General features: G+C 69.3%; 19 protein-coding genes. 15 read left to right on the forward strand and 4 right to left on the reverse strand.

Annotated features, from left to right (window positions below; all coding sequences use genetic code 11):
* The first annotated feature begins 2 nt into the window (after positions 1–2).
* The 7 genes from BC358_RS07095 to BC358_RS07125 all read left to right on the forward strand — a co-directional run bounded on the left by BC358_RS07095 (position 3) and on the right by BC358_RS07125 (position 8,374).
* Positions 3–2,375, forward strand: coding sequence for a xanthine dehydrogenase family protein molybdopterin-binding subunit (locus tag BC358_RS07095; protein ID WP_079365267.1), 2,373 nt, complete (start codon positions 3–5; stop codon positions 2,373–2,375).
* Between the two features lie 16 nt (positions 2,376–2,391).
* A complete protein-coding gene (locus tag BC358_RS07100; RefSeq protein WP_079365268.1) occupies positions 2,392–3,180 on the forward strand; it encodes a xanthine dehydrogenase family protein subunit M in 789 nt (262 codons plus the stop codon).
* Positions 3,181–3,250: 70 nt separating this feature from the next.
* The gene (locus BC358_RS07105; RefSeq protein ID WP_066155685.1) at positions 3,251–4,183 is read left to right on the forward strand and encodes a MoxR family ATPase; all 933 of its coding nucleotides are present in this window, start codon (positions 3,251–3,253) and stop codon (positions 4,181–4,183) included.
* An 11-nt stretch (positions 4,184–4,194) separates the two neighbouring features.
* Positions 4,195–5,379, forward strand: coding sequence for a VWA domain-containing protein (locus BC358_RS07110; protein WP_079365269.1), 1,185 nt, complete (start codon positions 4,195–4,197; stop codon positions 5,377–5,379).
* Between the two features lie 40 nt (positions 5,380–5,419).
* Complete coding sequence (locus BC358_RS07115) at positions 5,420–6,019, forward strand: CoxG family protein (protein WP_079365270.1); 600 nt, start codon at positions 5,420–5,422, stop codon at positions 6,017–6,019.
* Between the two features lie 41 nt (positions 6,020–6,060).
* Entirely contained in the window at positions 6,061–7,134 is a 1,074-nt protein-coding gene (locus tag BC358_RS07120; RefSeq protein ID WP_079365271.1) for an XdhC family protein, read from the forward strand.
* A gap of 133 nt (positions 7,135–7,267) precedes the next feature.
* A complete protein-coding gene (locus BC358_RS07125; RefSeq protein ID WP_079365272.1) occupies positions 7,268–8,374 on the forward strand; it encodes a helix-turn-helix domain-containing protein in 1,107 nt (368 codons plus the stop codon).
* A 23-nt stretch (positions 8,375–8,397) separates the two neighbouring features.
* Here BC358_RS07125 and BC358_RS07130 read toward each other — a convergent pair whose 3' ends face one another.
* Together BC358_RS07130 and pedF are read right to left on the reverse strand one after the other, a co-directional pair.
* On the reverse strand, positions 8,398–9,288 hold the full coding sequence (locus tag BC358_RS07130; RefSeq protein WP_079365273.1) for an ABC transporter substrate-binding protein: 891 nt from the start codon (positions 9,286–9,288) through the stop codon (positions 8,398–8,400).
* Between the two features lie 53 nt (positions 9,289–9,341).
* Positions 9,342–9,827: a cytochrome c-550 PedF gene (pedF, locus tag BC358_RS07135; RefSeq protein WP_066155669.1), complete on the reverse strand. Its 486-nt coding sequence runs from the start codon at positions 9,825–9,827 to the stop codon at positions 9,342–9,344.
* Positions 9,828–10,231: 404 nt separating this feature from the next.
* Here pedF and BC358_RS07140 point away from each other — a divergent pair, with 404 nt between their 5' ends.
* On the forward strand, positions 10,232–12,283 hold the full coding sequence (locus BC358_RS07140; RefSeq protein WP_079365274.1) for a sigma-54-dependent Fis family transcriptional regulator: 2,052 nt from the start codon (positions 10,232–10,234) through the stop codon (positions 12,281–12,283).
* Between the two features lie 18 nt (positions 12,284–12,301).
* Here the strand turns inward: BC358_RS07140 and BC358_RS07145 are convergent, their stop codons facing one another.
* Positions 12,302–13,306, reverse strand: a complete 1,005-nt coding sequence (locus tag BC358_RS07145; RefSeq protein ID WP_079365275.1) for an MBL fold metallo-hydrolase — start codon at positions 13,304–13,306, stop codon at positions 12,302–12,304.
* Positions 13,303–14,409, reverse strand: a complete 1,107-nt coding sequence (locus BC358_RS07150) for an alpha/beta fold hydrolase (protein ID WP_256861440.1) — start codon at positions 14,407–14,409, stop codon at positions 13,303–13,305. Before BC358_RS07150 ends, BC358_RS07145 begins: the two co-directional genes overlap by 4 nt.
* A gap of 31 nt (positions 14,410–14,440) precedes the next feature.
* Here BC358_RS07150 and pqqA point away from each other — a divergent pair, with 31 nt between their 5' ends.
* From pqqA to BC358_RS07185, 7 genes are all read left to right on the forward strand, one after another.
* Positions 14,441–14,515: a pyrroloquinoline quinone precursor peptide PqqA gene (pqqA, locus tag BC358_RS07155; protein WP_068167214.1), complete on the forward strand. Its 75-nt coding sequence runs from the start codon at positions 14,441–14,443 to the stop codon at positions 14,513–14,515.
* A 72-nt stretch (positions 14,516–14,587) separates the two neighbouring features.
* On the forward strand, positions 14,588–15,505 hold the full coding sequence (gene pqqB, locus BC358_RS07160; protein ID WP_079365277.1) for a pyrroloquinoline quinone biosynthesis protein PqqB: 918 nt from the start codon (positions 14,588–14,590) through the stop codon (positions 15,503–15,505).
* A 7-nt stretch (positions 15,506–15,512) separates the two neighbouring features.
* Complete coding sequence (pqqC, locus tag BC358_RS07165; protein ID WP_066155657.1) at positions 15,513–16,244, forward strand: pyrroloquinoline-quinone synthase PqqC; 732 nt, start codon at positions 15,513–15,515, stop codon at positions 16,242–16,244.
* Positions 16,241–16,507 carry a pyrroloquinoline quinone biosynthesis peptide chaperone PqqD gene (gene pqqD, locus BC358_RS07170; RefSeq protein WP_066155654.1) on the forward strand — a complete coding sequence of 89 codons (267 nt, stop codon included), beginning with the start codon at positions 16,241–16,243 and terminating at the stop codon, positions 16,505–16,507. The genes pqqC and pqqD overlap by 4 nt, the downstream gene beginning before the upstream one ends.
* On the forward strand, positions 16,491–17,717 hold the full coding sequence (gene pqqE, locus BC358_RS07175) for a pyrroloquinoline quinone biosynthesis protein PqqE (RefSeq protein WP_256861441.1): 1,227 nt from the start codon (positions 16,491–16,493) through the stop codon (positions 17,715–17,717). The genes pqqD and pqqE overlap by 17 nt, the downstream gene beginning before the upstream one ends.
* A 4-nt stretch (positions 17,718–17,721) precedes the next feature.
* Positions 17,722–18,447 (forward strand): MotA/TolQ/ExbB proton channel family protein, encoded by a 726-nt coding sequence (locus tag BC358_RS07180; RefSeq protein ID WP_256861442.1) that lies wholly within the window; start codon positions 17,722–17,724, stop codon positions 18,445–18,447.
* Positions 18,422–19,033 (forward strand): hypothetical protein, encoded by a 612-nt coding sequence (locus tag BC358_RS07185; protein WP_079365279.1) that lies wholly within the window; start codon positions 18,422–18,424, stop codon positions 19,031–19,033. The genes BC358_RS07180 and BC358_RS07185 overlap by 26 nt, the downstream gene beginning before the upstream one ends.
* The last annotated feature ends 16 nt before the right edge of the window (positions 19,034–19,049 follow it).

A 19,049-nucleotide genomic window follows, 5' to 3' on the forward strand; every position in this document is an offset into this window, starting at 1 on the left:
ACATGGGTGCATCCGACTTCAGCAAGCTGCCGCACATCGGCGAAGGCGTCCGCCGCAAGGAGGACTACCGCTTCCTCACCGGCGCCGGCCAGTACACCGACGACATCACGCAGGCCGCGCAGACCTACGCGGTCTTCGTGCGCAGCCCGCACGCGCACGCCGCCATCAAGGGCATCGACACCAGCCGCGCCAAGGCCATGCCGGGCGTGGTGGCCGTGTTCACCGGCGCCGACATCGACGGCAAGATGGGCGGCCTGCCCTGCGGCTGGCTCATCACCTCGACCGACGGCACGCCGATGAAGGAGCCGCCGCACCCAATCCTGGCCATCGGCAAGGCGCGCTACGTGGGCGATCAGGTGGCCATGGTGATCGCCGACACGCTGGAGCAGGCCAAGAACGCCGCCGAGGCGGTGGAGGTGGACTACGACGTGCTGCCGGCCGTGATCGACATGCGCGAGGCCAGCAAGGGCCCCGCCCTGCACGACGCCGCGCCCGACAACCACTGCTACAAGTGGGCCATCGGTGACAAGGGCCAGGTGGACGCGGCGTTCGCGCAGGCTGCGCACGTGACGAAGATCGACCTGACCAACAACCGCCTGGTGCCCAACGCCATGGAGCCGCGCGCGGCCATCGGCAGCTACAACCGCGCGACCGAGGAATACACGCTCTACGTCGCCAACCAGAACCCGCACGTCGAGCGCCTGCTGATGACCGCCTTCGTGCTGGGCCTGCCCGAGCACAAGGTGCGCGTGATCGCGCCCGACGTGGGCGGCGGCTTCGGCTCGAAGATCTTCCTGTACGCCGAAGACGTGGCCCTGACCTGGGCCGCCAAGCAGACCAACCGCAGCATCAAGTGGACCTGCGAACGCAGCGAGTCCTTCCTGACCGATGCGCACGGCCGCGACCACATCAGCCACGCCGAGATGGCGATGGACAAGGACGGCAAGTTCCTGGCGATGCGGGTGCACACCGACGCGAACATGGGCGCCTACCTCTCGACCTTCGCGTCCGCGGTGCCGACCATCCTCTACGCCACCCTGCTGGCCGGCCAGTACACCTGCCCGCAGATCTATGTGGAGGTGGACGCCTGGTTCACCAACACCGCGCCGGTCGACGCCTACCGCGGCGCCGGCCGCCCCGAGGCCACCTACCTGCTGGAGCGCCTGGTCAGCCGCTGCGGCTGGGACCTGGGCCTGTCGCAGGCCGAGATCCGCAAACGCAACTTCATCAACAGCTGGCCCTACCAGACGCCGGTGGCCCTGCAGTACGACGTGGGCGACTACCTGGGCGCGCTGACCAAGGCCGAAGACATGGCCGACGTGGCCGGCTTCGAGCAGCGCAAGGCCGCCAGCGCGGCCAAGGGCCTGCTGCGCGGCATCGGCTACAGCTCGTACATCGAGGCCTGCGGCATCGCGCCGTCGAACATCGCCGGCGCGCTCGGTGCGCGGGCCGGCCTGTTCGAGTGCGGCGAGGTGCGCGTGCACCCCACCGGCAGCGTGACCGTGTTCACCGGCTCCCACAGCCACGGACAAGGCCATGAAACCACCTTCGCCCAGGTCGTGGCCGCCCGTCTGGGCATCGCGGTGGACGCGGTGGACGTGGTGCACGGCGACACCGGCCGCGTGCCCTTCGGCATGGGCACCTACGGTTCGCGCTCCATCTCGGTCGGTGGCGCGGCCATCATGAAGGCGCTCGACAAGATCGAGACCAAAGCCAAGAAGATCGCGGCCCACCTGATGGAGGCCAGCGACGCCGACGTGGAGTTCGCCAACGGCGAGTTCACCGTCAAGGGCACCGACAAGAAGGTCACCTTCGGCCAGGTCGCGCTGACCGCCTACGTGCCGCACAACTACCCGCTGGACAAGCTGGAGCCGGGCCTGAACGAGACCGCGTTCTACGACCCGACCAACTTCACCTTCCCGGCCGGCACCTACATCTGCGAGGTCGAGGTGGACCCCGCGACCGGCAAGACCCGCGTCGACAAGTTCACCGCCGTCGACGACTTCGGCACCATCATCAACCCGATGATCGTCGAGGGCCAGGTGCACGGCGGCATCGTGCAGGGCATCGGCCAGGCACTGCTGGAGAACTGCGTCTACGACAAGGAAAGCGGCCAGCTGCTGACCGGCTCGTTCATGGACTACGCCATGCCGCGCGCCGACGACTTCCCCGAGTTCAAGATCGGCACCATCTGCACCCCCTGCACCCACAACCCGCTGGGCACCAAGGGCTGCGGCGAGGCCGGCGCCATCGGCTCGCCACCGGCCGTCATCAACGCCGTGCTGGACGCCCTGAAACCGCTGGGCGTCACCGAGTTCGACATGCCCGCCTCGCCGGGGCGCGTGTGGGAAGCCATTCAATCCGCCAAGGCCTGACCGGGAGGAGGACACCATGTACGCATTCACGCTCGACAAACCCGCGTCCCTCGCCGACGCCCAGAAGGCCGCCGCCGGCGGCGCCAAGCCCCTGGCCGGTGGTCAGACCCTGCTGGCCTCGATGAAGCTGCGCCTGTCCGACCCGGGCAACCTGGTCGATCTCGGCGGAGTGAAGGAACTCGCCGGCATCCGCCGCGAAGGCAACGCCCTCGTCATCGGCGCCATGACGCGCCACATCGACGTGGCGACCAGCGCGGAGGTGGCTGCCGCCATTCCCGCCCTCACCCACCTGGCCGGCCACATCGGCGACAAGCAGGTGCGCGCCATGGGCACCATGGGTGGTTCGGTCGCCAACAACGACCCCGCCGCCTGCTACCCCAGCGCCGTGCTCGGCCTGGGCGCCACGGTGCACACCACGAAGCGCAAGATCGCCGCCGACGACTTCTTCCAGGGCATGTTCAGCACCGCGCTGGAAGACGGCGAGCTGATCACCACGATCAGCTTCCCGATCCCGAAGAAGGCGGCCTACCTGAAGTTCAACCAGCCGGCCTCGCGCTTTGCGCTGATCGGTGTGTTCGTGGCGCAGACCGACGGCGGCGTGCGCGTGGCCGTGACCGGCGCCGGCAACGGCGTGTTCCGCCATGCCGGTCTGGAAGCGGCGCTGAACGCCAGCTTTACGCCGCAGTCGGCCGCCGGCGTCAAGGTCAGCGCCGACGACTGCAGCGGCGACCTGCACGCCAGCGCGGCCTACCGCGCCAACCTGATCAGCGTGCTGACCCAGCGCGCCGTCGCCCAACTGGCCTGATTTCCGGCTGTCACCGCCAGGGCCCCGCGTTCACCGACCCGGGGCCCTTTTTCCTTCACAGAACATCCCCATGAGCGCCTTCGCCTCGATCGATGCCCTGATGCAAGCCCTGCAGTCGGCCGGCTACTACGCCGACCGCCGCCTGGCCACCGCCGTGTTCCTGGCCCTGAAGCTGCAGCGCCCGCTGCTGCTCGAAGGCGAACCGGGCGTCGGCAAGACCGAGCTGGCCAAGGCGCTGTCGGTGGCACTGGGCCGCGCCCTGCTGCGCCTGCAGTGCTACGACGGACTGGAGCAGCGCGAGGCTCTCTACGAGTGGAACTACGCCGCACAGCTGCTGCACATGCGCGCCGCCCAGACCCGGCTGGAGGTCGCGCACACGGACGGCGGCGCCGACGAGGTGGCGCGCATCGAGCGCGAGGTCTACCAGGAGCGCTACCTGATCAAACGGCCGCTGCTGGCGGCGCTGCAGGCCCCCGAGCCCGGCGCGCTGCTGCTGATCGACGAGGTCGACCGCGCCGACGAGCCCTTCGAGGCCTTTCTGCTGGAGTACCTGGGCGAGTACCAGGTCAGCATCCCCGAGTTCGGCACGGTGCGCGCGGCCTGCCCGCCGGTCACCATCCTCACCAGCAACCGCACGCGCGAGCTCAACGACGCGGTCAAGCGCCGCTGCCTCTACCACTGGCTCGACTACCCCGAGCGCGAACGCGAGCTGGACATCGTGCGCGCCCAGGTGCCGCAGGCCTCGGCCGCGCTGGCGACCCAGGTGGCCGACGTGGTGCAGCGCCTGCGCAGCCAGCCCTTCGCCAACGCCTTCCAGCGCTCGCCCGGCATCGCTGAGAGCGTCGAGTGGGCCAAAGCGCTGGTGGCGCTGGACACGCTGGCGGTCGACCCCGAGGTGCTGAGCGACACCGCCGGCATCCTGTTCAAGCAGCGCGAGGACGTGGCCGCACTCACGCGCGACATGGCCGCCGAATTGCTCAAGCCGGCCGACACGCCCGCCTGAGTCCGCCGCTCATGCAGCTCGGAGATTCCCGCACCGGCAAACTGGCCGACAACATCGCCGGCTTCGGCCGCGCGCTGCGCCGTGCCGGCGTGCGCGTGGACAGCTCGCGCATCGCGCTGGCCACGCGCGCCGCCATGGCGGTCGGGCTGGAGCGCAAGGAGGACGTGAGCGCGGCGATGGAGGCGGTGTTCGTGGCCCGCGAGCAGGACCGCCTGGTGTTCCGCGAGCTGTTCGACACCTACTTCCGCAACCCCGAGATCGCGCAGAAGCTGCTGTCGCAGTTGCTGCCCAGCGCCGAGGGCAAGGCCGAGCCGAGCAAGCGCCGGCCGCGCGTGCGCGAAGCGCTGTCGCCCCAGAAAAGCTACGGGCACCAGGCCAAGCCGAAACAGGAAGACCAGAAGGTCGAGTTCGACGCCGCCATGACGGCCAGCGACATCCGGCGCCTGCACCACGCCGACTTCAACACGCTCTCGGGCACCGAGTACCGGATGGTGGAGCGGCTGGCGCGCGACATCCGCCTGCCGCTGCCGACCTACGATTCGCGCCGCACCCGGCCCGGTCCCGGCGGCACACGCCCCCACTGGCAGCGCGCCATGCGCCGCGCGGTGCGCCACGGCGGCGAGCTGATGGAGCTGCCGCAGCTCTCACGCCGCGAGCAGCCGCTACCCCTGATGGTGCTGGTGGACGTGTCGGGCTCGATGGAGCGCTACACCCGGCTCCTGCTGGCCTTCCTGCACGCGGCCACGCGCCACCACCGGCGCCGCGACGTGTTCGCTTTCGGCACCTGGCTGACCGACCTCACGCCGGCGTTCCGGCTCGCCGACACCGACGACATGCTGGTCGCCGCCAACGAACTGATCGCCGACTTCGCCGGCGGCACCCAGCTCGGCGCCTCGCTGCAGGCGCTCCAGCAGGACCACGCGCGCCGCCTGGTCGGCCGCCGCACGCTGGTGCTGATCGTCAGCGACGGCCTGGACACCGGCGAGCCCACGGCGCTGTCCGAATCGCTGGCCTGGCTGCGCCGGCGCTGCGGCCGCCTGCTCTGGCTCAACCCGCTGCTGCGCTTCGAGGGCTATGCCCCGCTGGCCCGCGGCGCAGCCGCACTGCACACCCACGCGCACGGCATGCTGGCCGTGCACAACCTCAGCAAGCTCGAAGACCTGGCCGCCAGCATCGCGGCGGTGCTGCGGCGCTGAGCCCTTCGTTCAGACCCCACAAGAAAGAGGACACACCACCATGGACATGCAAGGCAACCGCTCACTGGCCATCACCCAGCAGCAGGCCTGGGACGCGCTCAACGACCCCGCCGTGCTCAAGGCCTGCATCCCGGGCTGCGACAAGGTCGAGGCCACGGGCGAGAACCAGTACGCGGTGGGCATGGCGCTCAAGATCGGGCCGGTGGCGGCCAAGTTCGCCGGCAAGATCCTGCTCTCGGACATCGTGGCGCCCGAGTCCTACAAGATCAACTTCGAAGGCCAGGGCGGCGTGGCCGGCTTCGGCAAAGGCACCGCGGCGGTCAAGCTCACGCCCGACGGCAGCGGCTGCACGCTGGACTACACCGTGCACGCCACCGTCGGCGGCAAGGTGGCGCAGCTGGGCCAGCGCCTGATCGACGGCACCGCCAAGTCGATGGCCGAGGACTTCTTCAAGCGCTTCGACGAGGCCATGCAGCAGGCCCACCCCGAGGCCTACGCCGCGCGCGACGCGGCGGCGAAGGCCGCTGCGGCGGGCGAGGCACCGGTGGCCGAGGCCCCCGCGGCAAGCGGCGGCATTCCCGCCTGGGTCTGGATCGCGGGCGGTGTGGTGCTGCTGGCCCTGTGGTGGCTCAGCCGCTGAAGGCTTCGCCGCGCACAATACCTGCCAGGACTGGAGACACCATGGAAAACCTCGACATCACGGTGCTGCGCCATCTGCTGCAATGGCGCCAGCAAGGGCAGCGTGCGCTGCTGGCCACGGTGATCCGCACCTGGGGGTCTTCGCCCCGCCCGGTCGGCTCGATCATGGCGCTGTGCGAGACCGGCGCCGTGATCGGTTCGGTCTCGGGCGGCTGCATCGAGGACGACCTGATCTACCGCTACCGCCGTGCGGACGGCGCTGCGGGTGCGGGCACCCACGACATCCCCGACGGCCCGCCCGAGCGGGTGAAGTACGGTGTGAGCGCCAACGAGGCACACCGCTTCGGCCTGCCCTGCGGCGGCACGCTGGAGCTGATGCTGGAGTTCAACCCCGACGCCGACGCGCTGGCCACGCTGGTGACGGCGCTAGGCGAGGGGCGGCTGATGCAGCGCAGCACCGACCTGGCCACCGGCCGGGTCACGGTCGCGCCCTGCGAACGGCCCGAGGCGCTCAGCGACGACGGCCAGGTGCTGCGCAACACCTTCGGGCCCGAGTACCGCATGCTGCTGATCGGCGCCGGCCAGCTGGCCGAGTACCTCTCGACCATGGCGATCTTCTGCGGCTTCTCGGTCTCGGTCTGCGACCCGCGCGAGGAATACCGCGGCAGCTGGAACGTGCCCGGCGCCAAGCTGCTCACCGGCATGCCCGACGACGTGGTGCAGGCCTTCGGTGTCGACCGCCGCACCTGCGTCATCGCGCTCACGCACGACCCCAAGCTGGACGACCTGGCCCTGCTCGAAGCCCTGGGCACCGAGGCCTTCTACGTCGGCGCCATCGGCTCGCGCCGCAACAACGAGGCCCGGCGCGCGCGCATGATCGAACACTTCGACCAGACCGAAGAGAGCCTGGCCGCCATGCGCGGCCCCATCGGCATCTACATCGGCAGCAAGATGCCCTCGGAAATCGCGGTCAGCATCATGGCCGAGGTGCTGGCGGTGAAGAACGGCGTGGCGCTGCCGCGCGACGCCCAGGTCGGCCCGGCCAAGGACCAGCTCCAGCCCCGCAGCGCGGACGAAGGCGGCGCCGTCTGCTTCAGCGCGTCCCGCGTGGCCTGAGCGCCGCGGCCCCGGCCGCGGCGTGGCATGTGACTTGCGGTTGACTGCAAAAGAGGTGCATTGTCCGGGGGCCTGCCCGGGCACTGTCTCAATCTGCAACACTGTTGTTCCGCCCACGAACGCCGAGGCCGATGTGACCACCACCGTCCAATCCCCCCTGCTCCCTGACCAGCGTCTGGCCCTGATCGAACGTGCGCGCCTGTCTGTGCTGGAGGCGCGCGACAGCGCCCCCTCGCCCTGGCTGGCCGCGCCCATCGAGCGCTCCTGGCGGCGCTGTCTGGCCATGGGGCAGGACCCGCACCAGCGCGTGGCCTTCGAGCCGGTGTCGGCCAGCGCCATGCGGCATGTGCTGGAGGTCAGCCAGCCCCTGATCCAGGCCGCCGCGCCGGTGATCCGCTCGCTCTCGCGGGCGATGGTGCACACCCGCTACTTCGCCATCCTGACCGACGCGCGCGGCACGGTGATCGACGTGGACGGCCCGGTCGACCGCAACAACCCGCGGGCCGCGGCCATCGCGCGCGTGGGGGTCGACCTCTCCGAGCGGGCCGTCGGCACCACCGCCATCGGCACCACGCTGACCGACCATGAGCCGGTCTGGCTGCACCGCGGCGAACACTTCTTCCACGACAACGGCGCCTTCAGCTGCGCCGGTGCGCCGATCTGGGGGCCGGACGGCCACTGCGTCGGCATGCTGGATCTCACTGGCGTCGACGTGGCGGAACAACCCGCCCTCAAGCACCTGGTGACGCAGTCGGCGCGCAGCATCGAGAACGCGCTGACCACCTCACGCCCGCACCGCATGCTGCTGCGCCTGAACTGGCCGGGCCGCGTGCTGGGCGACGACAACGACGGCCTGGTGTGTGTGGACGACGACGGCCGCATCATCGGAGCCAACCGCGCGGCCTCCGACATGCTGGGCCTCATGCCGCAGCAGGGCGCGATGCACTGCAGCGAAGTCTTCGCGGTGCCCACCGATGGCCTGTTCGACGCCGCCCGCGCGCAGCGCCCCGCCTTCGAGGTGCCGCTGTGGTCCGGCCTGCGGCTGCAGCTGCTGGCCCAGGGGCCGGGCCGCGTCTCCGGTTCACCGCGCCCGGCCAGCCACAGCGTGCCGCTCAAAGACGTGGAGGCTGCCCTGATCCGCCGCGCGGTGGAAGACGCACGCGGCAACGTGATGGAAGCGGCCCGCGCGCTGGGCATCAGCCGCGCGACCGTCTACCGAAAACTCACGAAAAAGAAGTAACCCCCCTGCGCCGCTGCGCGGCTTCAGGGGGCTGTGAGGGTCAAGCCGTGCTGCTTGAACATGGCCAGCAGCTCACCGCTCTCGCGCAGCGATTTCATCGCTGTGTCCAGTGCGGCCGCCAGGTCCTTGTGGGCGGCCTTGATCGCCATGCCCACCGGCCAGCCGGTGTCGGCGATGCCGTTGTTGAGGTTGAGCTTGGACAGCGGGAACTGGTCCACCGAGGCTTTGCGCTGGAACAGCGCGGCTTCGGCCTGCGCCCGCAGCACGAACGCGCCTGCAGCCTTGCCGTCGATCACCGCCTGCGCGGCCTCGACACCCGAGGGGTAGATCGAGACCTGGTTGCGCAACAGCCCACCGCCGTAGCCCATGAGCACGCTGGCCGCGCCCGCGCCGCGTTCGGCCGCCAGCGGCAGGCCCTTGAGGTCTTCGGGGGAAGCGGCCGAGGCCAGGCGCCGGCTGTCGTGCAGCAGCACATTGGACTGGCGCATGTAGGGCGCCATGATCGTGACCTGCGGGTTGCCGTTGGCCAGGAAGCGGTCGGCCGGCACCTGCAGCATCACGTCGGCCGGGCCGTAGCCCAGGTAGTGGCCGCGCCAGACCATGTTGCGCAGGTCGTCGTTCATGTTCTCGCCCGCGTCGAACGGCAGCAGCGAGAGCTTGAGGTTCATCTGCCGGGCCAGCGCCTCGGCCAGCGACACGTCCAGGCCCGTCATGTCCGTGGCCGGGCCGCTGGAGAACGGCGCGTTGTCCTTGTACACCGCGACCTTGAGCGCCCCGTTCGCACGGATGCGCGCGAGGTCGCTCAGGTCGGTCTGCGCCAGCACCGGCCAGGGCATGGCCAGCGCGGCCGGCAGCAGCGCCAGGGCTTCGCGGCGGCGCAGGCCTCTGGAAGTCTTCAGGGTGGAGTCGGTCATGGGTCTTGTCTCTCTGTGATGTTGTAGCTGACGGCCCGTCCGGTGGCGCGGGCTCAGGGTTCGCGGCGGGTCTCGATGTAGGTGCGGATGGTCCAGATCGCTTCCTGCGTGAGCGTGCCTTCGAACGGCGGCATGTAGACGCGCCCGTCGCGCACGCGGCCGCGGCGCACGGTGGAGATGAAGTAGTCGTCCATCTCCTTCATGCAGGAGGCCTTCTTGGCCGCGTCGGCCAGGCCGGAGCAGTCGCTGTCCATCTTGCGCAGGTCGGGCGAGATGCCGCCGGAGATGGCTTCCAGGCCATGGCAGCGGGCGCAGTTCTGGTTGTAGGCCGAGGTGCCGATGCGCAGCGCTTCCTTACGGGCCGGGCTCTGCTCGTTGTAGGGGTTGGCATCGAGCCACTTGGCGCCCAGCTGCGGCAGGGTGCTGGTGTCCACGGCCTGCGGGACCACGTCCCCGTGGGCGTACACCGCAGTGGCGGTCAGGCCGGCCACCAGCAGGGCGACGGCGCGTCGGGATGCGAGGGAAAAACGGACGTTCATGGGCTTGTCTCCAGGTTCAGAAAAAAGAGGCTTCTGACACCCGGTCAGCAATAAGCGGGCCACAAAAAGAACCGCCCCTGTACCACCCACATCCCGGCCCGATTGCAACGACCATGTGTTCCAAATTGAACCACCCTGTTGTTCCACGCCCCAACCACTGTCCCATTCCGAACGGGCACAACAGGCTGCTTCGGGCTGGCCGGGGATTTGCTTTGTACCGGAAGGAGGCACCTGCCACAGCTTGTTTCATTCAGGGATTTCCCACTGTTGATTCGTGGCACAGATATGAAGAAAATCACATGAGTCAGGACAGCAACGACCACGACCCCCTTCAGTTCGGCCCCATTGAGCCGAACTGGTCGATGGATTACTGGGGAGGCCTTCCCCCGGACCCTGGAGACAACATGAATGCCGCCATGTACACGCCACCCGGCCGAGAGCGTGTCAACATGCCTTCCGCCCCCCACGAGGCCGGTCACGATCCGATCGGCCAGTCGCACCAGCGCTCGCGTGCATTTGGCATCACCGAACAGAGCGAACCCGACTTTTCCAGCCCGCTGCGCGGCGACCTGACCAGCGCCCTGGACGAAAACCGCTTCCTGTTCCAGCACGCGGCACCGGTCATGGAAACGCTCTACGACCAGATCGCCAACACCCACAGCATGGTGCTGCTGACCTCGGCCAAGGGCATGGTGCTGCACTCGCTGGGCGACAACGACTTTCTGGAGAAGGCCTCGCGCGTGGCCCTGATGCCGGGCATGGACTGGTCCGAGCAGACCAAGGGCACCAACGCCATCGGCACCGCGCTGACCGAAGAGGAAGCGCTCACCGTCCATGGCAACCAGCATTTCCTGAATGCCAACAAGTTCCTGACCTGCTCGTGCTCGCCGATCTTCGACCCCTACGGCCAGGTCATCGGCGCGCTGGACGTGACCGGCGACCAGCGCAGCTTCCACCAGCACACCCTCGCCCTGGTGCGCATGTCGGCGCAGATGATCGAGAACCACATGTTCGCCGACATCTTCCCGAAGGCGATCCGGGTGCACTTCCACACCCGCTCGGAGTTTCTCGGGACCCTGGTCGAAGGAATCGCGGTGTTCTCGCCCGAAGGCCGCTTCATCTCGGCCAACCGCAGCGCGCAGTTCCAGATCGGCCTGCCGTTTGCCGCGCTCAAGGCCCACACCTTCTCTTCGCTGTTCGGCATCCCGATCTCCTCGCTGGTCGACCTGTTCAGCGGCACCCTGCCCACGCCCAAGCAGCTGGTGCTGCACAACGGCGTGGCCGTGTGGTGCCGCGTCAAGATCAAGGCGGCCAATCCCTGGAACGCCGGCCGGCCCATGCCGGTCACGCCGCAGCAGGCCGAGGAACAGGCCGCCGCCACACCGTCGCCCGCAGTGGCCAAGGTGGTGCCGCGCAAACCGCATCTGTCCACGCTGCAGTACCTGGACACCGGGGACCCGCAGGTCTCGGCCGTGATCCACAAGCTGCGCATGGTCTCGGGCAAGGACATCCCGGTGATGATCCTGGGTGAAACCGGCACCGGCAAGGACCTGCTGGCGCAGGCCATCCACGGCGACTCCAACCGCTCGGGCCAGCCCTTCGTCTCGGTCAACTGCGCCTCGATCCCGGACACGCTGATCGAGTCGGAGCTGTTCGGCTACGAGGAAGGTGCCTTCACCGGTGCGCGCAAGAAGGGCTCGATCGGCAAGATCCTGCAGGCCAACGGCGGCACCCTGTTCCTCGACGAGATCGGCGACATGCCCAAACACCTGCAGGCGCGGCTGCTGCGCGTGCTGCAGGAGCGGCGCGTGAGCCCGCTGGGTGCGGGCAAGGAGGTCGACGTGGACGTGGCGGTCGTCAGCGCCACCCACAAGAACCTCAAGGACATGATCGCGCGCGGCGACTTCCGCGAAGACCTCTATTACCGCCTCAACGGCCTGGTGGTGCGGCTGCCGGCGCTGCGCGAGCGCACCGACTTCGACCTGGTGGTGCAGAAGATCGTGAAGTCACTGTGCGAGAACGGGCAGAACATCGGCATCGCACCGCGGGTGATGGACATCTTCAAGCGCTACCACTGGCCGGGCAACTTCCGCCAGCTGCACAACCTGCTGCGCACGGCGGTGGTCATGGTCGGCTGCGCCGGCATGATCGACATGGAGCACCTGCCGGACGACTTCCTCGAAGAGCTGGAACACGGCCTGCCACACCCGGTGGCGCAGCGCATGAGCACGCCGGTGCCGACCGTCGACGCCTCGCTGCCCGAGCTGCCAAGCGCGCCGCCCATGCCCGAACCGGCGGTGGACGGCCAGAAGCTGCAGGACGTGGCGATCAGTGCGATGGCGCAGATGCTGCGCCTGCACGGCGGCAATGTGTCGGCCGCGGCCAAGGCGCTGGGCGTCTCGCGCAACACGATCTACCGCAAGAAGCACCTGCTACCGCCGGATCTGTTGGGTTGACTCCCCTGCGCTGCTGGATCATCTGGCGGGTTTCGCCTGGTCCATCCACACCGGCTCCAGTTCGCGCCAGGCGCGCAGCACGTTGAAGCCGTGCCGCGCCTCGTAGCCCGCCCAGGTGCGGAAGGCGGGCAAGGCGACGCGGTCGATCTCCTGCGGCTGGGCGCCGGCGTCCATGGCCTGCAGGGTTTTCTCGCGCAGCGCGGCGAGGTAGGCGCGAGTGTCCTGCAGCGCGGGCGGGAAGCCGGACGCTGGAGCAACCGACCATGTGGTGGCGATCACCTGCTGTGGCGCCAGCGCCTGCAGGCGGTCCAGCGCCGCGATCCAGCCGTCCAGATGACCTTGTGCCAGTTCCGGCACACGGCCCTGGTACACCAGCCCGCCGGCCCACAGCACACGCTGCCGCGCATCCCACAGCACCAGGTCGCCCTCGGTGTGCGCATGCTCCACCCGCATCACGCGCAGCCGCCAGCGGCCCAGGCGCAGCACCTCGCCTTCGGACAGCGTGCGCGTGGGCAGCACGATGCGCGTGCCGGCCATCGCGTCGTCGCCCACGCGCTGGGTCAGGCTCGCCAGACAGTCCGGGCAGCGCAACGCCATGCCCTCGCGGGTCGGGGCGGTTGCGAGGATCTGCGTACGCCCCGCCGCCACGTCGGCGGCGAACGCCGAGTTGGCCAGCACGTTCTCGGAATGCGCGTGGGTGTTGACGATCCAGCGCACCTGCGCGCCAAAGCGGCAGGCCAGCGAACGCCGCACCCGCTCGCCGTCTCGGTGGCTGGGCCCGGGGTCGATCACCAGCGCCTGGCGCCCCGACACCAGCACGCTGATGGGCAGCACATGGCCGGCGTTGGCGGGCGACACATCGCCTCCGTCCGGCGGCAGCCAGACCCAGGCGCCCGGCGCCACGGCGCGCCAGGGCACGGGTTCCGGGCTGCTGCAATCCGTGGCCGCCAGCACAGACACCGCCTGCACGAGCAGCAGTGCGGCCAGCGCCCGGCGACACCACGCGTTCACGCCGACGTTCATGACCGCCTCACCTTCTCGCGCAGCGCCGCCAGCGTGTCCGGCTCATGCCCCAGATGGCCGGCGCGGGTGAACGTGAGCGACGACAGACCGGGCGACAGGCGCTCCATCAGCGCCTGCCAGCGCCGACTGTTCTGCGGCGGGCACACCGCGTCGAACGCGCCGTGCACCCAGTCCACCGGCACACCCGCGAGCGCGACCGCGCGCACCGCCCTGTCCAGGCAGCCGGGGCGCACAAAGCCGCGCCGCAACAGGTAGTGGGACTGGATGCGGAACTTGCGCCGCAGCGCCCGGTCCGTGCGGTCGGAGCGGTCGCCACGGCGCTGGAACCCGGCCGCCAGACGCCGCTCGCGCCGCCGCTGAGCAGCCCAGACCGGTCGGGCTCCAGCCACAACGGGGCCTGCACCGAGCAGCGCGCGCCACATGCCCCGGGCCGCTGCGCGCGATTCGAGCAGGGCCCAGCGCCGCGCCGCGCGCAGACCTGCAACAGCGGGTGTACCGGATTGGAGCAACTGGCGCAGACGGGCCAGCAGCGCGGGCAGTGACACGCTGCGCGAGGCTGGCCAGACGGCCGCAGGCACACTCAGGGTCTTCCCTGATGCCGCGCCCTGCAGCAGGCCGCCGATCTCGCGCCGCGACAGCGCAAAGGCCCCGCGCAGCACCAGCCGCTGCACCCGCTGCGGATGGGCCTGTGCATAGGCCAGCGCGAGCACCGTGCCCCACGAACCGGCCAGCAGCGACCAGCGCTCCAGCCCCAGGTGCTGCCGCAGGGTTTCGAGGTCGGACACCAGCGCCGCCGTGTGGTTGCGCAGCGTGCTGCCGCGTGGGCGGCTGCCGCCGCTGCCGCGCTGGTCGGGCGCGATCGCGCACTGCCGGCGCAGATCCAGCGGCGCCAGCAGGCCCGGGTTCGCACCGCTGCCCGGACCGCCGTGCAGCAGCAGCCAGGGCTCGCCCCCAGGGTTTCCCCCGAGGTGCCAGGCCATGCGGTGCGGCGCCCCGAGATCGAAGTCGCGCTGGCGGCGCCAGGGGCCTTGTCCGGTGGCATCGTTTTTGCTGATCATCGGGTGCGGCTTGAACTGCAACAGTGCAGGCAGGTCAGCAGTCACGATTCATGCCAACCCCAACTGGAGACAAGACATGCAGTGGACCACCCCCGCCTTCACCGACCTGCGTTTCGGTTTTGAAATCACGATGTACATCGCCAACCGCTGACCACCGGCGACGAGCGACCTCAGGCGCACGGGTGTTCCCACACGTGCGCCTTTTTTCTTCCCAATCCAGTCTATGCGCATCCGCGTTCTTGGTTCCTCCGCCGGCGGCGGTTTCCCGCAGTGGAACTGCAACTGCCCCAACTGCAGCGGCCTGCGCCGCGGCACGCTGAAAGCGCGCACCCGCACCCAGTCGTCGATTGCGGTGAGTGACAACGGCCAGGACTGGCTGCTGGTCAACGCCTCGCCCGACATCCTCACCCAGATCCGCGACAACCCCGAGCTGCAGCCCGCCCGCGCCATCCGCGACAGCGGTATCGCCGCCGTGCTGCTGATGGACGCGCAGATCGACCACGTCACCGGCCTGCTGATGCTGCGCGAGCGCAAGACGCCGCTGCCGCTGCTGGCCACGCCCGAGGTCTTCTCCGACATCGGCAGCGGCTTCCCGATCACCGGCATCCTCTCGCACTACTGTGGCACCGAGCGGCAGGAGCTGCCCATCGACGGCCGCGCGGTGCACATCACCGCCCTGCCCGGCCTGCAGCTGCACACCGTCTCGCTGTCGTCCAAGCCGCCGCCGTACTCGCCCTTCCGCGGCAACCCGCGGCCGGGCGACAACATCGGCCTGCTGATCACCAACCCGGCCACAGGCGCCAAGGCGTTCTACGCGCCCGGCCTGGCCGAGGTCACCGACGATCTGATCGAGCTCATGAGCAGCTGCGCCGTGGTGCTGGTCGACGGCACCTTCTGGACCCACGACGAGATGCAGCGCCTGGGCCTCTCGGCCAAGGCCGCACTCGACATGGGCCATCTGCCGCAAAGCGGCCCGGGCGGCATGGTCGAACATCTGGACCGCCTGCCCGCCGGCGTGCGCAAGGTGCTCATCCACATCAACAACACCAACCCCATGCTGGTGGAAGACTCGCCCGAGCGCGCCGAACTCACGGCCCACGGCATCGAGGTCGCCCACGACGGCATGGACATTTCTTTCTGAGCACGCCATGGAGATCGCCCGCCACCACCGCCCCCACGAAGGCCTGCCCGCCTGGAGCGCGCAGGAGTTCGAGGCCCAGCTGCGCGACAAGGGCCGCAGCTACCACATCCACCACCCTTTCAACGTGCGCATGAACTCGGGCGGCTGCACGCCCGACGAGATCCGTTGCTGGGTGGCCAACCGCTTCTACTACCAGATCTGCATCCCGCGCAAGGACGCCGCCATCCTGGCCAACATGCCCGACCGCGAACACCGGCGCCTGTGGGTCGAGCGCATCCTCGACCACGACGGCCATGGCGACCACCAGGGCTCTGCGGCAGGGGGCATCGAGGCATGGACAAGGCTGGGCGAGGCCGTGGGCATTTCGCGCGAAGAACTGTGGTCGCTGCAGCACGTGGTGCCCGCGGTGCGTTTCGCCTGCGACGCCTATGTGCACTTCGCCGCCACCGCGCCCTGGCAGGAAGCGGTGTGTTCCTCGCTCACCGAGATGTTCGCGCCGCAGATCCACAAGGACCGCCTGGCCACCTGGCCCACGCACTACCCCTGGATCGAATCCAACGGCCTCGCCTACTTCCGCAGCCGCATTCCGCTGGCCAGCCGCGACGTGGAACACGGCCTGCGCGTCACCCTCGCCCATTTCCAGACGCGCGAGCAGCAGCACCACGCGCTGGACATCCTGCAGTTCAAGCTGGACATTCTGTGGACGATGCTCGACGCCATTGAAAAGGCCTGCCAGTGAACACCGCCCTGCCCACCCGCCCGAAGCTCTCGCGCCGTTTCCGGCTGCAGTACGAAGAGGCGCAGTCGCGCTGGGTGCTGCTGTACCCGGAAGGCATGGTGCAGCTCAACCCGAGCGCCGCCGAGATCCTCAGGCGCTGCGATGGCGAGCGCTCGGTCGATGCCATCGTCACTGAGCTGGAAGCCGCGTTCAACGCGCAGGGCATCGGCCCTGAAGTCCGCAACCTGCTCGAAGAGGGCCAACGCCGTGGCTGGATCGACTGATCTTCTGAGCGCTGCGCCCATCCCCGCCGGCCCGCCGCTGTGGCTGCTGGCGGAGCTGACCTACCAGTGCCCGCTGCACTGCGTCTTTTGCTACAACCCGACGCAGCACGCCAAAGTCACCGACGAGCTGACCACGGCGCAGTGGGTGGACGTGATGACGCAGGCGCGCAAGCTCGGCGCGGCGCAGCTGGGTTTCTCCGGCGGCGAGCCGCTGCTGCGCGACGACCTCGAAGAACTGGTGCAGGAGGCGCACCGCCTGGGCTACTACACCAACCTCATCACCTCGGGCGTGGGCCTCACCCCGGCCCGCGCGCAGAAGCTCAAGGACGCCGGCCTGGACCATGTGCAGCTGTCGTTCCAGGACTCCACCAAGGAGCTGAACGACTTCCTCAGCCACACCAAGACCTTCGACCTCAAGCAGCGCGTGGCCAAGCTCATCAAGGCGCACGACTGGCCGATGGTCATGAACTGCGTGCTGCACCGGCACAACCTGCCGCACGTGCGCAAGATCATTGACATGGCCGTGGCGCTGGAGGCCGAGTACCTGGAACTGGCCAACACCCAGTACTACGGCTGGGCCTGGATCAACCGCGACCACCTCATGCCCACGGCCGAGGAACTGAAGGTCGCCGAAGCCGAGGTCAACGCCTTCCGCGCCGAGCAGGACGCGAAGACCGATGGCCACAAGACCCGCGTGCTCTTCGTGGTGCCCGACTACTTCGAGGAACGCCCCAAGGCCTGCATGAACGGCTGGGGTGCAGTGTTCCTGTCCATCGCGCCCGACGGCCTGGCCATGCCCTGCCACAACGCGCGCGACCTGCCTGGCCTGGCGCTGCCCAACGTCAAGGACGTGTCCATCGCCGACATCTGGCAGCGCAGCAACGCCTTCAACACCTACCGCGGCGACGCCTGGATGAAGCCTACCTGCCGCAGCTGCGACGAGCGCCACAAGGACTTCGGCGGCTGCCGCTGCCAGGCCTTCCTGCTCACCGGCGACCCGGCCGAGACCGACCCGGTGTGCAGCAAGTCGGCCCACCATCAGAAGGTGGTGGCGGTGGTGCGCGACGCACCGAAGCACCGCAACATCCCCATCGTGTTCCGCAGCGACGCCGAGTCGAAGGCATTGCACGAGCCCCCACGCTCCGCGCCTGCGGCGGTCGCTGCCCCCCAAGGGGGCGCGTTCACGGCTTCGGGCGGCCGTGCGCCGTGAACCCATGAACACCTCCACCCACCGCATGTTCGGCGCGCTGCTGGTGCGGCGCATGCCCGGCGCCGGCCGGCCCACACTGAACATCGAGCGCGCGGACCAGGGCCTGTTCCTGCTCTGGCTGGCCTACATGGGTCTGCTGGTGTTCGCGGCCTGGCTGCTCTGGCGCGCGGGTGCCTGGCACCGGCTGGTCGAGGCCGACCCGACGCACCTGACGCTGGTGATCGTGGTGTTGTTCATCGGCTGTTCGCTCTGGGCCGGGCGCCGCGCCTGGGACCTGGGCCGCCAGCGCAGTGCGCTCGACGCGGGACAGCCGCACGGCTGGAGCGGTGAGTTCCTGCAGGGCACCGCAAGGCCCAGCGCCGACCGGGCGTCCTGGCTGCAGGTGCTGGGCGAGCGCGCGCACGGCCCGCACGAGATGGCCTGGTGGCTCAACGGCATCCAGCTCAAGCTCGGCCTGCTGGGCAAGGTGATCGGCTTTTCCATCCTCGCGCTGCAACTGGGCCAGATGGACAGCTTCGACCCCAGCCAGAGCGCGCAGCTGCTCAAGAGCCTGACGGGCGGCCTGGGCATCGCGCTGCTGACCACCGTGACAGGCCTGACCGGCAACATCCTGCTGGGCCTGCAGCTGATGCGGCTGGACCGCTTTGCCGACGCCCTGGTGGCAGACGCGCTGGCGCTCTCGCTCACGAACGGAGGACTGCGCGATGGCGATCGGCCGGCCGATTCGTGACACCGAGGCCGATCCGTTCTACGACATGTTGTTCAACATGTTGATCGCGTTCGTCTTCTGTTTTGTCATCGCCATCCTGGCCTTCAACCCGCAGGCCCGCAAGGCGGGCGACGTGCCGGCCAAGGCCGAGTTCATGGTCACGGTCTCCTGGCCCGACAACAACCCCAACGACGTGGACACCTGGGTGCTCGAACCCGGCGGCAAGACGCTGTGGTTCCGCCAGCGCGACGCCGGCATGCTGCACCTGGACCGCGACGACCGCGGCGCCAAGAACAACAGCGTGCTGGTCAACGGCAAGCTCATCACCAGTGCCATACGGCAGGAGATCGTGACCCTGCGCGGCATCGTGCCGGGCGAGTACGTGGTCAACGCCCACTACTACGACAGCGGCGACCAGCAGCCGGTGGAGGTGACGGTGGCGGTGGTGAAGGTCAATCCGCAGGCCGAAATCGTCTACACCGGCACCCAGCAGATCCCGCGCAAGGGCGACGAACGCACACTGGTTCGCTTCACGCTGGACGACGCGGGCCAGGTGCTGGCCCTGTCGACAACGCCCAAGACCATCGTGCAGCGCGCCGGGCTCTGAACCCCACCACAACAAG

Source organism: Hydrogenophaga sp. H7 (genome assembly GCF_002025745.1).
GTDB classification, from domain to species: Bacteria; Pseudomonadota; Gammaproteobacteria; order Burkholderiales; family Burkholderiaceae_C; genus Hydrogenophaga; species Hydrogenophaga pseudoflava.

Excerpts from the sequence above, each read along its gene's own strand:
- BC358_RS07105 (WP_066155685.1), top strand. The coding sequence starts at position 3,251 with ATGAGCGCCTTCGCCTCGATCGATGCCCTGATGCAAGCCCTGCAGTCG.
- BC358_RS07100 (WP_079365268.1), top strand. The coding sequence starts at position 2,392 with ATGTACGCATTCACGCTCGACAAACCCGCGTCCCTCGCCGACGCCCAG.
- BC358_RS07110 (WP_079365269.1), top strand. The coding sequence starts at position 4,195 with ATGCAGCTCGGAGATTCCCGCACCGGCAAACTGGCCGACAACATCGCC.
- pqqC (WP_066155657.1), top strand. The coding sequence starts at position 15,513 with ATGGAGATCGCCCGCCACCACCGCCCCCACGAAGGCCTGCCCGCCTGG.
- BC358_RS07185 (WP_079365279.1), top strand. The coding sequence starts at position 18,422 with ATGGCGATCGGCCGGCCGATTCGTGACACCGAGGCCGATCCGTTCTAC.
- BC358_RS07180 (WP_256861442.1), top strand. The coding sequence starts at position 17,722 with ATGAACACCTCCACCCACCGCATGTTCGGCGCGCTGCTGGTGCGGCGC.
- BC358_RS07140 (WP_079365274.1), top strand. The coding sequence starts at position 10,232 with ATGAATGCCGCCATGTACACGCCACCCGGCCGAGAGCGTGTCAACATG.
- pedF (WP_066155669.1), bottom strand. The coding sequence starts at position 9,827 with ATGAACGTCCGTTTTTCCCTCGCATCCCGACGCGCCGTCGCCCTGCTG.
- pqqB (WP_079365277.1), top strand. The coding sequence starts at position 14,588 with ATGCGCATCCGCGTTCTTGGTTCCTCCGCCGGCGGCGGTTTCCCGCAG.
- BC358_RS07120 (WP_079365271.1), top strand. The coding sequence starts at position 6,061 with ATGGAAAACCTCGACATCACGGTGCTGCGCCATCTGCTGCAATGGCGC.
- BC358_RS07145 (WP_079365275.1), bottom strand. The coding sequence starts at position 13,306 with ATGAACGTCGGCGTGAACGCGTGGTGTCGCCGGGCGCTGGCCGCACTG.
- BC358_RS07115 (WP_079365270.1), top strand. The coding sequence starts at position 5,420 with ATGGACATGCAAGGCAACCGCTCACTGGCCATCACCCAGCAGCAGGCC.
- BC358_RS07095 (WP_079365267.1), top strand. The coding sequence starts at position 3 with ATGGGTGCATCCGACTTCAGCAAGCTGCCGCACATCGGCGAAGGCGTC.
- BC358_RS07130 (WP_079365273.1), bottom strand. The coding sequence starts at position 9,288 with ATGACCGACTCCACCCTGAAGACTTCCAGAGGCCTGCGCCGCCGCGAA.